General features: G+C 38.0%; 13 protein-coding genes. 7 read left to right on the plus strand and 6 right to left on the minus strand.

The genetic code is table 11. The features are described from left to right. The first annotated feature begins 59 nt into the window (after positions 1 to 59). The 3 genes from CKW02_RS02720 (at position 60) to CKW02_RS02730 (ending at position 2169) form a co-directional block, all read left to right on the plus strand. Entirely contained in the window at positions 60 to 860 is an 801-nt protein-coding gene (locus CKW02_RS02720; RefSeq protein WP_003214367.1) for an alpha/beta fold hydrolase, read from the plus strand. A gap of 369 nt (positions 861 to 1229) precedes the next feature. Continuing rightward, positions 1230 to 1607, plus strand: coding sequence for a hypothetical protein (locus CKW02_RS02725; RefSeq protein WP_034620214.1), 378 nt, complete (start codon positions 1230 to 1232; stop codon positions 1605 to 1607). Between the two features lie 358 nt (positions 1608 to 1965). Continuing rightward, complete coding sequence (locus CKW02_RS02730; protein ID WP_003214229.1) at positions 1966 to 2169, plus strand: cold-shock protein; 204 nt, start codon at positions 1966 to 1968, stop codon at positions 2167 to 2169. A gap of 280 nt (positions 2170 to 2449) precedes the next feature. Here CKW02_RS02730 and CKW02_RS02735 read toward each other — a convergent pair whose 3' ends face one another. Both CKW02_RS02735 and CKW02_RS02740 read right to left on the minus strand, forming a co-directional pair. Next, positions 2450 to 2911: a CarD family transcriptional regulator gene (locus CKW02_RS02735; RefSeq protein ID WP_003214090.1), complete on the minus strand. Its 462-nt coding sequence runs from the start codon at positions 2909 to 2911 to the stop codon at positions 2450 to 2452. Between the two features lie 247 nt (positions 2912 to 3158). Next, positions 3159 to 4208 carry an NAD(P)-dependent alcohol dehydrogenase gene (locus CKW02_RS02740; protein ID WP_003213908.1) on the minus strand — a complete coding sequence of 350 codons (1050 nt, stop codon included), beginning with the start codon at positions 4206 to 4208 and terminating at the stop codon, positions 3159 to 3161. Between the two features lie 220 nt (positions 4209 to 4428). Here CKW02_RS02740 and CKW02_RS02745 point away from each other — a divergent pair, with 220 nt between their 5' ends. Next, the gene (locus CKW02_RS02745; protein ID WP_003214427.1) at positions 4429 to 4830 is read left to right on the plus strand and encodes a MerR family transcriptional regulator; all 402 of its coding nucleotides are present in this window, start codon (positions 4429 to 4431) and stop codon (positions 4828 to 4830) included. Positions 4831 to 4874: 44 nt separating this feature from the next. On the opposite strand, the gene bglS is transcribed toward CKW02_RS02745, so the two are convergent. Beyond that, positions 4875 to 5606, minus strand: a complete 732-nt coding sequence (bglS, locus tag CKW02_RS02750) for a beta-glucanase (RefSeq protein ID WP_003214284.1) — start codon at positions 5604 to 5606, stop codon at positions 4875 to 4877. 305 nt (positions 5607 to 5911) lie between these two features. On the opposite strand from bglS, the gene CKW02_RS02755 reads away from it, so the two are divergent. Then, positions 5912 to 6490, plus strand: coding sequence for a TetR/AcrR family transcriptional regulator (locus CKW02_RS02755; RefSeq protein WP_003214276.1), 579 nt, complete (start codon positions 5912 to 5914; stop codon positions 6488 to 6490). 71 nt (positions 6491 to 6561) lie between these two features. Then, on the plus strand, positions 6562 to 8001 hold the full coding sequence (locus tag CKW02_RS02760) for a DHA2 family efflux MFS transporter permease subunit (protein WP_003214214.1): 1440 nt from the start codon (positions 6562 to 6564) through the stop codon (positions 7999 to 8001). Positions 8002 to 8191: 190 nt separating this feature from the next. On the opposite strand, the gene CKW02_RS02765 is transcribed toward CKW02_RS02760, so the two are convergent. The 3 genes from CKW02_RS02765 to CKW02_RS02775 form a co-directional block, all read right to left on the minus strand. Continuing rightward, positions 8192 to 9523, minus strand: a complete 1332-nt coding sequence (locus CKW02_RS02765; RefSeq protein WP_003214463.1) for an aspartate aminotransferase family protein — start codon at positions 9521 to 9523, stop codon at positions 8192 to 8194. A 295-nt stretch (positions 9524 to 9818) separates the two neighbouring features. Next, on the minus strand, positions 9819 to 10952 hold the full coding sequence (locus tag CKW02_RS02770; RefSeq protein ID WP_003214003.1) for an aminotransferase: 1134 nt from the start codon (positions 10950 to 10952) through the stop codon (positions 9819 to 9821). 62 nt (positions 10953 to 11014) lie between these two features. Continuing rightward, entirely contained in the window at positions 11015 to 12070 is a 1056-nt protein-coding gene (locus tag CKW02_RS02775) for an ornithine cyclodeaminase family protein (protein WP_003214116.1), read from the minus strand. Between the two features lie 372 nt (positions 12071 to 12442). Here CKW02_RS02775 and CKW02_RS02780 point away from each other — a divergent pair, with 372 nt between their 5' ends. Then, positions 12443 to 13324, plus strand: a complete 882-nt coding sequence (locus tag CKW02_RS02780) for a LysR family transcriptional regulator (RefSeq protein WP_034620212.1) — start codon at positions 12443 to 12445, stop codon at positions 13322 to 13324. Positions 13325 to 13548 lie beyond the last annotated feature (224 nt).

Below are 13548 nucleotides of genomic sequence, written 5' to 3' on the forward strand. Positions count from 1 at the left end.
AAAAACAACAAAAAATCTTGAGATTACTAGGGAAGCGCTAGAAAAGGGGATGCAAATACATGTCAATTTACCATAAAGTCATTGGAGAAGGATATCCGATCTTAATATTGCATGGTTGGACACTTGACCATCAAGTGATGTTACATGCATTGGAACCGGTATTTGAAAAACAAAGCGGGTGGAAGAGAATATACATAGACTTACCGGGTATGGGACGTTCCGAGCCGCATCCATCTATTCAGAACTCTGATGATATGTTAGAAGCGGTATTGCGTCTTTTGGACGAAATTATCCCTGATGAACAGTTTATTGTTTGTGGTTATTCGTATGGAGGGTACATAGCTAGAGGTATTGTTCATTCACGCCTAGAAACCGTTCGTGGATTACTACTTGTGGCCCCAATGACTATACCTGTATTCGATCAAAGAGTCGTGCCAGAGAAGACCGTTCTAAAAAGTGACAGCAGCTTGATATCACAACTCTCTCCAGAGGAGACGGATGAATTTTGCTCCATGGCAGTTGTGCAAGGAAAACCGGAATGGGAGAGGTTTCGAGATGAAATTTACCTTCCTTCTAAACAAACAAATTATGAATTCATCAATAACATTCTTCAAAATGGATATGGCTATACCTTCGACATTTCATCTGAATTTCAGTATCCCACGCTCATTATCACAGGGCGTCAAGACAATGTAGTTGGATATCACGATGCGTGGCGGCTGATCGAAGACTATCCAAGGGCAACCTTTGGAGTGCTTGATATGGCTGGCCACAACTTGCAAATCGAACAACCCGATGTATTTAACTCATTAGTTCATAACTGGTTAATCAGACTTGAGTCGGAAAATGTAAAGAAATAGATTAGGTTTTGTGCAAAATATGTGCAAATCGGAGTCAGGGGTGAATAACCCCGTGGAGGTTCAAGTCCTCTCGGGCATCTCTAAAAAATACCAAGGGTCGTGTACCATTGGTATTTTTTTTGTGTGCTCTTTTATTAGAAAGAGATCACAAGATACATCGATTGTATGCTAGCTGTGAAATCTTAATTACTATCCTCTAAAGAATAGTTGTCAGTCATGATGTGATTGTTGTCCATAAAAGAACTGAATAAGCTCTTTTATTCAGCTTTTAGTTTCCTTTCATCTTTCATATTGTTAAATAAAGGTTATAATGAGATAATTTGATAAAAAGAAATTAAGTCGCATAAGATCAACCAAAGGAGTTATAACATGATAAAAAGGTTTTCTCTAGTTTTACTTACTCTCATGATGTCTATAGTTGTTTTGCTAGTGGCTGCCAAAAATTCCCCTGAGGATCATGTCATTTCATTTGATCAGCCTCACATCTTAATAATATCAATTGTAATAATGGTATGTTTATTCATTCCTCCGTTAGTGATGTCCTTTTTCAGTCACTTGATTGTGAGAACTATATCTAGTGTATACCAATGTTTTATTGTTCTATCTTTTCTGGGGCTCATTCCAATAGGATTTCTTATTCCAGATTTTTTAACAATTGTTGTTTCTGTTGTAGGAACTTTAGCCAGCGTAGCTAGTCTTATAGTAACTTTAAGAATTGATAGGAATAAAGATGCTAACCTTAACTAAAATAAAAATGACATCAATTTTCTAAGAGTACAGTAATGTTTCGTTATTCCTTACTTTTAAATAAAGCTGAAAGATGTCTGAAAAATGGATTGACGTTATAAACTTGTTTATTCCTTTCGGATTGAACACCCTTTTTGCAAAAAAATAGTTTAAAGTCAGAGAAGAACAAAATTGAGTATGATCATGATTTTGCTCTTTTAAATCCTAAATTGCAATTATTTCCGAATCATGTTACAATAAGATTAATTATTTTTGTTCGGCGTAAAGGATAGCATGAAGAAAGACTTTTCGTCTTGAGGATACTTTGGGCAAGGATAGTATAATACATTGTGTGATAACGCACTAGGAGGCAACAAACATGGAACAAGGTACAGTAAAATGGTTTAACGCAGAAAAAGGTTTTGGATTTATCGAACGTGAAGAAGGCGACGATGTATTCGTACATTTCTCAGCTATCCAAGGTGACGGATTCAAATCTTTAGACGAAGGTCAAAAAGTAACATTTGACGTAGAGCAAGGTTCTCGTGGAGCTCAAGCTGCTAACGTTCAAAAAACTGCTTAATCTTCATTTTTTAAAACAGGTTCTCTGTAGAGAGCCTGTTTTTTTGTGTTTTCATTTATTTCTTCAATAAAAAACCCTACTCAGCGTACAAGTAGGGAGATGTTACAAGGTAATCGTAAAAAAATTCATGCTTCAAAGGTTTATCAACAGTATAGCATATTGGATTTACAATATGCGGAATTTGCCTAAATAAATTCTTTTTTCTTTCATTAATTGAAGGGTGGGTCAGAGAACTTGAATTCAAAAATGGTGAGGGATGCCCAAAAGAGCGGCAGAGTTCTTAACAGAAACTTTTGATTTGTTTTTCTGTAATCCCTTTGATGACCTCTAATTCACTTAGCAAAAATTCATGGGCGTCATCTAGCATTTTCTTTTCACTTGCATTTAGTGCTTTCTCTTTTTTCATACGCATCAGGTCACGTACAACTTCAGCACCGTCTTGGATGCTACCCGTTTTTATTTTATTTGTATTAATTGTATGCCGTTCTTTCCATGTCGGTATTTGATCTGATTCGCCATGCTGGAAAATGTCCATCACATTGTTTAATGCCAGTATATCTGTAACAGGTCTAATGCGTGAACCCGATATTTTCCGTGTTGGAATCATCACTTTCATATGACTGATTGACATATTAATCACATAATACTGTTGTTTTTCATCAGAAAATTCTTTTTCTTCTATGGCTTCAATTATACCTGCTCCGTGCATTGGATAAACAATGTTATCACCAATTTGAAACATATCATCCGCCTCCATATCATGTATCTACTTTAAGGGTACCACACTTAGAGCTAAAATAATCAAATTTTTAATAATAACATGTTTATTTATTTTTTGTCAATAAATTTAGTTCTAAAAAAAGAGATGATTTCATGAAAATGTTGGATGATTTTTGAACATATCCTCTAAAATCTCACTACAAGAAAAACAGGATATCCACCATTAAAAAAGACCAGCCATTGAGCTGGTCTTTCCAGATAGAATCCGATCATAATGTCGAAATATCAATGACAAACCGATAACGCACATCACTTTTCAGCACACGTTCATACGCTTCATCAACTTGACTTGCGTTAATCACTTCAATTTGTGGTGCGATATGGTGAGCAGCTGCGAAATCGAGCATTTCTTGTGTTTCTTGGATGCCGCCAACGAGTGAACCAGCAATGCTACGGCGGCCGGAAATTAATGAAAAGACATGGAATTGATCTGGATTAGGCGGTGCACCGACATTCACTAAGGTTCCATCCACGCGAAGTAAGGATAAATAGGCGTCTACATTGATATTGGCAGAGACTGTATTGAGAATGAGGTCATATTGACCGGCTAATGTTTTAAATGTATCGGGATCACTTGTGGCAAAATAGTCTTTTGCACCAAATGACAGTGCCTCTTCTTTTTTATTCATAGAGCGGCTCAATACCGTGACTTCAGCGCCAAGTGCACGTGCGAATTGAATGGCCACATGACCGAGTCCACCCATCCCGACGATGGCCACTTTTTTACCCGGGCCTGCCTTCCAGTGCTTTAACGGAGAATAAGTGGTAATGCCAGCGCAGAGAAGAGGACTTGCGGCATCAAGGGATAGTTGATCTGGAATGCTGACGACAAAGCGCTCTGTCACGACAATCTTCTGACTATAGCCGCCATAAGTTGGTTCTCCGTCATAATCAATGCTATTATAGGTTTGGACGACTCCTTTCGTGCAATATTGCTCGTCTCCGTTTTGGCAATATTCACAGGTGCCGCAGGAATCAACAAAGCAGCCAACGCCTACACGGTCTCCAATCTGAAATTTCGTCACAGCATCACCGACAGCCGTAACAACGCCAGTAATCTCATGACCCGGAACCATTGGGAAAATACCACCGCCCCATTCATCAAAGGCGCTGTGGATATCTGAATGACAGATCCCGCTAAATTGAATATCAATTAAAATATCATGTGGACGAAGCGCTCTTCGTTCAATGGTTGTCCGTTCAAAGTTCGCTTTTGCATGTGAAACACTTAAAACGTTTGATTGGTGCGTTTGACACATTCTAAATCATCCTTTCAAAAGTAAGATTCTGTTCTACTTCTATACTGTACGTCTTAAAGTGAACTCTAAGTCAATAGAGAACCCTCTTCAGGCTTTTCAACATCCTTAAATAAAGAATTGAGCCAAAAGCATCTTGCGTTCTCTATCAAATTGGAGATGATGAGAAGAAGGAATTTCATTTTTCATAAGGTGAGAGAAGAAGAAGAGAAGGGTGAAAACAATGAAAATAGCACAAGCCGCCAAGAAACTCAATTTATCTACTGCTACGCTCAGATACTACGAGAATATTGGTTTAATTCGACCGATCCGTCGTGATGAAAACGGTGTTCGTGATTATGCAGAAGAGGATATTCAGTGGATTGAATTTATCAAATGTATGAGAAATGCGGGTCTCTCAATTGATGCACTTCGAGAATATACGGCTTTATTTATCGAGGGCGAGGATCATACCCTGTCCTCGCGAAAAAGTATTTTGGTCAATGAGAGAGAAAGACTTGTAGAAAAGCAAAAGGAAATCGAAGAGACGATTAAGCGATTAGATTACAAGATAGAAAGTTATGAAGATATTATTCACAGTTATGAACAAAAGCTAGTTCATCAACTAAAAACCAGCTCTATTTAAAAATGAAGAAAAACCTGTGACTTGTCACAGGTTTTGTGATGTGGTTATCTTTTTGTGTAACGCACCCAGTTATAATGCGCGTGGAGTGGTGTAACACCGTTATAGGAGCCGAGCCATTCATCGACACCTGCACCATTCCAGAGGTTCATCATAATCTTTCCTGGAGTTTGAGGGATTTGAGTAGTGGCAGTATGTTTTAATTGTCCGTCCACATACCATTTAATCGAGTTAGGCTGCCAGTCAAATGCATACGTGTGATAAGAGTTTGCTGCATCAAAACCAAGGTTGACGATCTTTTCATGATTTCCTACACCATTGGTATAGTAGTTAAACTGAACCTTTGTCGTATCTTTTCCTAGAAATTCGATGTCAATTTCATCCCAAGGCGTACCATCAGTCGGTCCTGTATAAGTAAAGAACGAAGACACGATCCCAACATTTTTGGCTGGTTTCATACTGACTTCATAAAGCCCGTAGCCATATGTTTGAGTGGAACGGTTTTCTCCGCAGTCAAACTTATTATAGGAAGGACTTGTGAGCGATAATCGCATTTCCCCTAACGACGTCATGGAGACATTATTTGCACGCCACGTACAGTTAAACATGTTTCCATTCGAGTACCCATCGGCTTTTTGCCATAACCCCGTATTATAGTTGTTAAAAGGCTCATAAAACGATCCGCCTGTTTGGGCCGAGGCACCCGCAGTAAATGTGGATAAACTCAAGACGATTCCAGTGACAAGCAGCATCAACATTCGTTTCACACGGTAAGACATATAGGCATTCCCCTCTCTTGTTTTGAAAGCGCTTTCTTAATTGATCATACATGATTCTCTCGAAATGGAAAATCGGTCTAATATATGATATTAAAGAGGATTTTTTACTAGATTTTTCTCTTATTTCAAAGGAAGTTACGAAAGAAAATGATCTTTTTCAGGCTATTTACTAAAGAATGATTGACAAAGCGGACAGTTGTCCGTAAGATAATACCGGTACAATTGTCCTAATGAAAACCAAAAAGTTTTGATTTAACACATAGAGAGAAGTGCAATATGGATGAAGGTAAAGAAGGTGTAGCATCATGGAAAAGGATATTGGGAAGGAAATTGAAGAGGTCGCTTTTACTTTGTTTCAGGAATTTGGCGTGGAAAATGTCAGCATGCATAAAATTGCCAAAACAGCTGGTGTTGGGCAGGGTACTCTTTATCGCCGTTATGCCAATAAAAGTGATTTGTGCCTTTCTATCCTTGGAGAAAAATTTGAACAGCTGATCCCTGCTTTGCATCTTTACTTGAGCAAAATCAGTGACCAGTCGGTTCGTGAACGTTTGCGTTATGTGCTCGAAGAAATTCATCTCATTGTCGGTCATCATTTAGACTGGATTCGGATGCTTACGATATCTGGGAATTTAGAGCAGACAAGCAAAGTGTATGACTGTCATTACAGTCAATCGCTTAGACAAATGATTCGTGATTTGCTAGAAGAAGCAGATGAAAAAGGGGAAGCAAATATACAGGATATTGAGCTGACGACACTGTGTATGTCCTCTCCGATGACGCCTGAACTAATGTTTTATATTCATGAATCTGGTTATTCAATTGAAAAAATCGCTCAATTCGCTGCAGAAAAACAGATTTTATCTGTTTTCAATAGACATTGAAGTGGCTCATTTCTAACCGTCCTCACTTCCTATGATTGATTTAAATTGAAAAAGAAAAGGAGCCAACTACTATGAACAAACAGCAAGCAGCAGCTTCTCATATTCGAACGCTGCCCATTATTATCTCATTTATTACAGCCGGTTTTATTGGCCTGTTCAGTGAAACGGCACTAAATATGGCGCTGAGAAGCTTAACGTTAGACTTTGGAATTGAAGCGACGACAGCTCAGTGGCTAACAACAGGATATTTATTAACACTTGGTATTCTCGTACCAATTTCAGGACTCATTCTTCAGTGGTTTACAACAAGACAGCTTTTCATGACGTCGCTCGTCTTTTCGATCATTGGAACTTTTATCGCAGCAGTTGCACCAGTCTTTAGTATTTTAATGGTGGCACGTGTCGTACAGGCAGTCGGAACAGCGTTGCTTCTTCCGTTGATGTTCAATACGATTTTGGTGATCATCCCGCCTCATAAACGAGGCAGATCTATGGGGATTATAGGTCTTGTGATCATGTTTGCACCAGCTGTTGGTCCAACAGTCTCTGGTCTTATTTTGAAATCGCTGACGTGGCATTGGATTTTCTGGATTTCACTTCCGTTATTAATAGCTGCACTCGTCTTTGGTTTTATCTTTATGCAAAATATCACAGAACCAACAAGACCAAAAATCGACATCTTATCAATTGTGCTTTCAACCATTGGTTTCGGAGGAATTGTGTATGGCTTTAGTAGTGCCGGTGAAGGCGGCGGCTGGAGCAGTATGCATGTGATCGTTGCAATTGTAGTAGGTGTTATTGGGATTCTTGTATTCTCTCTCAGACAGTTGAATATGAAGGAACCGATGCTGAACTTAAGCCCGTTTAAATATCCGATGTTTGTCATTGGGTTACTGCTGATCTTAATTTGTATGATGGTCATGCTGTCTGCTATGATGATTTTGCCATTGTATCTGCAAACATCCTTGGCACTAACGACCTTTACAGCAGGTTTAATGCTATTGCCAGGTGGAATTATCAACGGTCTGCTATCTCCAATCATGGGTGGTTTATTCGATAAGTTTGGACCGAAATGGCTTGTGATTCCAGGGCTTGCGATCGTCGCAGTGACGATGTTAGGTTTTACCAATCTAAGTGTGAATACATCGATTGGATACATTGTGACCCTTCATATTACATTAATGGTCGGCATCGCGATGATCATGATGCCTGCACAAACAAATGGATTAAATCAGCTGCCGCCAGAGCTATATCCGCATGGTACAGCGATTATGAATACATTGCAGCAGGTGTCAGGAGCCATTGGTACTGCGGTTGGTATTTCGATCCTTTCATCAGGAACCCGCAGCTTTATGGAAAATGTGGCTGATCCTGCAAATCCGATGAACAAGCTGCTCGCCTTTACAAATGGCGTCCAGCATGCATTTATCTTTGCTGTGATCATGACAGTCATTGGTTTGATCATCGCTTTCTTCATTAAACGAGTGAAGGTAGAACAGCAAGTTTCATAAAACAGATGAAAAGCACTGAGGACTTAGCGCCGCAGTGCTTTTTTCAATAAAGTAGATCAAATTAAATGGGATACCAGCTCAAGTTGATCTACTTTATTAGTTTTTTAAAGATCTATGAATCTGCATTTTAAAACAAAACAAAAGAACACGGTGCCTATCCTCTTGGAGCAAAACACAAGATGATATATTCTTAAATATTCGAAACGGCTTCTATTTTAAATTCTTTCTCAAATTGGTGTAGTGCCTTTTCTAATTTTGAAAGTCCATCGTCAATCTGTTCTTTTGTGACTGTCAGAGGAGGGATCATTCTAATCACTTCTCCTTCGTTACCGCATAAGTAAAAGAGAACTCCCTGCTCAAGGGCATAATCTAAAATCTTCATGACAGCGTTCCCGTCCGGTTTTTTTGTTTTTGGGTTTAACATTTCAATTCCAATCATTAAGCCTACTGAGCGTATCTCTCCAATGATCGGGTGATTTTTTTTCATTTTTTTTAGTTTTTCAGTAGCATATTGACCAACCACTTTTGCATTATCTAGTAACCTTTCTTCTTTCATGATTTCGAGAGTGGTTAACGCTACCGAACAGGCAATTGGATTTCCACCGAACGTTGTTCCATGACTTCCAGCAGGCCATTTGCTCATTAGTTCTTTTGAAGCTACTGTGGCACTTAAAGGTAGACCAGAAGCTATTCCTTTAGCAATCGCCATAATGTCTGGAGTGACTTCAAATGTCTGAGTAGCAAACCACTCTCCTGTGCGTCCAAAGCCAGTTTGTACTTCATCAAAAATAAGCAGTATACCATGCTGATCGCATATGTCGCGGATCTTTTTCAGCCACCCTTTAGGAGGGATGATGTAGCCGCCTTCTCCCAATACAGGTTCTAATATGACGCAGGCTACTTCTTCAGGTGTCACTTGGTGTTTAAATAATTCTTCAAAATGTTTTTCTAATTCGTTGATGCAGAAAGTTTCTGGGTCTTTACCTTCGGGGCACGCCTGCATATTAGCGTAAGGCAGATGATAAGTCAGGTGAGAAGGATTTACATATTTTCTATATTTACTTTTTGATGTCGATACGCTTAAAGCACCTAAAGAACGACCATGAAAGCACCCCGTAAAAGAAATAGCATAAGGTCTCTTTGTAGCATATTTAGCCAATTTTAAAGCTCCTTCAATTGCTTCAGCGCCGCTATTGGCAAAGAAAAAACAATTTAAATCTCCTGGCAGAATTTCACCTAGAGATTTGGCCAGTTTTAAAATGGATTCATACATAATGACTCCCGAAGGGCCATGCATTAATTGATCTGCTGCATCCTTGATACTTTGTACAATTTTAGGATGGCGATGTCCTGTATTAGCTACTGCAATCCCGGAAGTAAAGTCTAAATAGGTTTTCCCATCTAGCCCGTAGTAATAACAACCTTCTGCTTTTACTACAGGTAAGTTTGGATGATCTTTTGCCATGCTAGGTGCTAAATAATCACCCATGTTCTCAACTAAGGAACTCCAGCTGTTACTCATAAAATCTTACCTCTCCCATCTTCTTGAGTATTGTTTAAGCTTGTTACATTCCACCTCTACCTTTCCTCTTTCATCTGTTGCAGATGTAGAATAACACGAAAATAATGAACTCAAAATTTGAACTTCTTTATGGTAACTATTGAAATGAATGATGTAAGATAATCCGACAAGATATTGCAATGTCTTTAGGGGTTTAAATATCCTGATTAACTTTACAAAAAAACGAACTAACCATTTGGCAGTTCGGTTTTTTGTACGATTAGATTTTCCAAATATCTATCTTAATGGTTGTTCATCAGCTGTTTACTTTAAGGGTACGCAGATATTCAGAGAATTTTTCAAGACCTGCTTTTAATACATCTGTTGAACATGCGTAACCGATACGAACATATCCTTCCATATCAAAGCAAGAACCGGGCGTTAAGAATGTGCCATTCGTTTTAAATAGGTCAACGCAAAATTCTTCTGATGAAACAGGGTAATCGTATTTCAGCATAGATGTTGTGCCTGCGCGTGGCTTTACGTAGGAGATTGAAGGTTCGTTTTGAACCCACTCATCTAAAATAGCCAGGTTATCTTTGATAATTTTGCGGCTTCTCCCCAGGACTTTGTCATAATTTTTAAGAGCATGAACGGCTAACATATCGTCAAGCACACCACAACTGATGGTTGTGTAATCACGGTGTTTTATGCATTCAGCGATCACATCACTTGGACCTGCAATCCAGCCAAGGCGCAAGCCGGCTAATGAAAATACTTTTGACATACTTGATGTACTGATTCCTTTTTCATATAAATCAGCAACAGATGGCACTACAAGGTTATCTTCCTGTAATAGGTTTCTGTATACTTCATCGCTCAGCAAGTAAGCATCACATGAGCGTGCAATGTCTACAATCTCTTCAAGCATTTCTCTCTCAATAATAGCACCTGAAGGATTATTCGGATTGTTGATAATAATCAATTTTGTTTTTTCGTTAATCAGAGACTTTAATTCGTTTAGATCCGGCAGGAAGTTATTTTCTGGTCTCAATGGCAGCAGATCTACATCCGCGCCAAATGAAGCCGGCACATCATATAATTGCTGGTATGTTGGGTGTACAGCAATTACATGATCTCCTGGCTCAATAAGAGAATAGAGCACTAAGAAGTTTGCACCGATTGCTCCATTCATGACAAGCACATTATCAGCTTCAACTGTCTCATACAGGCCAGATACTAAGCTTTTAAACTCTGGAGATCCTTCAATATGTCCGTATGTTAATTTTTTCTTTCCGACTTCATTGAAAAAGTCAGCTGGATTTGTGCCATCCATTCCAATCAACTCATTTACAGTGAAAGATTCAACACATGTTTCCGCGATATTATAAACGGCCTCTTGCTCGTATAAATTCATCCAATGTTCTACAGCAAATGTTTTAATATTCATCCTATTAACTCCTTTGTAAAGAATACTTTCTAAATCTGCTTATTTAAAAAGTTATCGATTCATTACAGCTTTGTCGACATCCCAATTTGTTTTTCTTCTGCTTGTTCTAGAACATAGTTCGCTGTCAATAGATCTTGAAGAGAAATGCCTGTACTGTCAAAAACAGTGATGTCTTCTGGAGAAATGCGTCCTGGTGCTTGATTTGTAATCACCCCTCCAATTTCCGAAACGATGCTATTTTTTGTAATGATGCCTTTTTTGAATGCAGTTTCAAATTCTCCTACCGTAACAGACTGTTCAAGGTCATCAACGAATATGCGAGAATCAGTTAAAATATTTTCATCAATTTCCTGTTTTCCTGCCATGTCTGCACCCACACATGAAAAGTGAGTACCCGGCATTACCCATTCTTTTTGAATAATTGGTTGGCGTGCTGGAGTAGCCGTAATAATAATATCTGCATTTCTCGTAGCTGTTTCAATATCATTAACTGGCGTATACTCAATCTCTATCTTTTGAAGCATTTCTTCATAAACTTCCGGGTTTTGCTCTTTAGTTTGAGCTAACAGCTCTTTTAACTTGCCTTTGATGTCTGCACAAAACTGACCAGCCTTGTCAAATGAATGGGCATTATACACTCGAACTCTTTTGATATGATTCATTGTCATTAAAACAGCTAAGATTTGATAAGCCGCAACATGACCTGATCCTACCATCAGCAATTCTTCTGAATCTTTTCTTGCTAAATATTTAGCTCCAATTCCACCAGCTGCTCCGGTGCGCATCATGGTCATATACTCACCGCTCAAGATGCCGATCGGAAGACCTGTATGGCTGTCAAGAACTAAGACAGTACCAACAACAGCAGGAAGATCTTTAGAAGGGTTATCCCCGAACCAGGAAACAAGCTTTAAACCGAAAATGCCTACTCCTGACAATTCTCCTGATTTAATATCCATGTCCGCTTTACCAGGTTCGAACTCGTGAAATACCATTGGGAATAAAGAAGCTTCTTTATTTTCTTTTAACACGTAAGCTTTTTCTACGATATCAATTACATTTTTTATATCAAGTATAACTTTGATATCTTCATGATTTAATACTTTAAATGGATACATAATAACCTTCCTTTCCCTTACCTCGTTCTGCTCTTTATCCAATCTATCACAGGATGAAAAAAGCTAAAAATTAATTAATTTAATAGTATGTATTAGAAAACTTTAGCGATATATTATAACTTTAAGAGTAAGGAGAAGATTTGATTTTTATTGGTATTTTATAGAAGCTAATCCATTTTTGTTTTATATACATTCGATAAACTGCTTTCCTACATCGTTAACATTTTTGATATAATGTTTTGAATGCTATTCTTTTCAGTGCATCTTGTCTATGGGGTTATATGGTTCACCTTATATCAGATGATTTTTTTATACTTTTGGTTAGTAGTTTTTGTAGGCTATAAAAAATATAGATAGTGAGATGAAGGTTAAATGGAACTCAGAAATCTAAAAACTTTTCAAGTAGTAGCCAATGAATTGAATATGACCAAAGCTGCAAAGATCTTAAAATATACTCAACCCACTATTACTTTACAAATTCAAGTATTAGAAAGGGAAATAAATCATTCTCTATTCACCCGTATTGGGAAAAAAACGTTTTTGACACCTGCTGGAAAAAAATTAAAGCAACATACAGATAGATTATTTGAATTAATGGAATATATGGAAAGAGACATGGAAGAGTTAAATGGTCCTTCCGGAAGTCTAACTGTTACAGCTTCAGAATATTATTGTACGAATCACCTATCCTTACTACTTAGTTCTTATACAAAATTGCATAAAAAAGTGAAGCTACGCCTTATGCCAGCGAACAGCCTTATAGCTGTCGATAAAATTTTAAATAATGAAGCAGATATTGGGATTGTTGCAGGGGAAGTTGATTCCTCAGAATTAGAAAAGTTTGTTTTAGAAAGGGAAAAGGCGGTGTTGGTTGTCTCCGCCGACCTTGCCAAAAACCGTTCTAAAGAAGAGGTTATAGAATCCTTTCCGTTTCTCGCATATCATGAACATTGCGGTTTTAGCTCAATTACAGAGCAGTGTTTTTCTGAAATTAACACCCGTCCATCTTCTATCATTGAATGCGGGGGAAGCGATGAAACGATTAGACGGGCAGTTTTAAATAAAACCGGAATCGCCTTGCTTGGAGAAAATATGATTAAAGAAGAATTAGCAGAGGGTATTCTTCTCCCTTTGCATTACTGTGAAAAACCAATTGAAACATCTGTAGTATTTTTAAAAAGTCGTTCAGAAGGACCAACCGTTCAATCTTTCTCTGAATTGCTCAAAGACACTTGGTTTGCAGTTACAGATTGATCGTTTTTTCTTAAACATTATTTATTTTTATAGGTTTTCTGCTGTGATATAGAGTAATATAAAAACGAGTTTTTCACGTTTACAATAAACATGGAAAACTCGTTTTCTAATTTTTTATTTTCTTAGTATCGTGTGTTATATTCAGTGTGTTACTTAGCTTTATTGATTAGTTTAGCTAATAAACGTATACCATCTTCAATGTCTTCTTCGTCAATTCCTTCGAA

Origin of the sequence: Bacillus pumilus (assembly GCF_900186955.1) — a bacterium.
Taxonomy (GTDB): Bacteria; Bacillota; Bacilli; order Bacillales; family Bacillaceae; genus Bacillus; species Bacillus pumilus.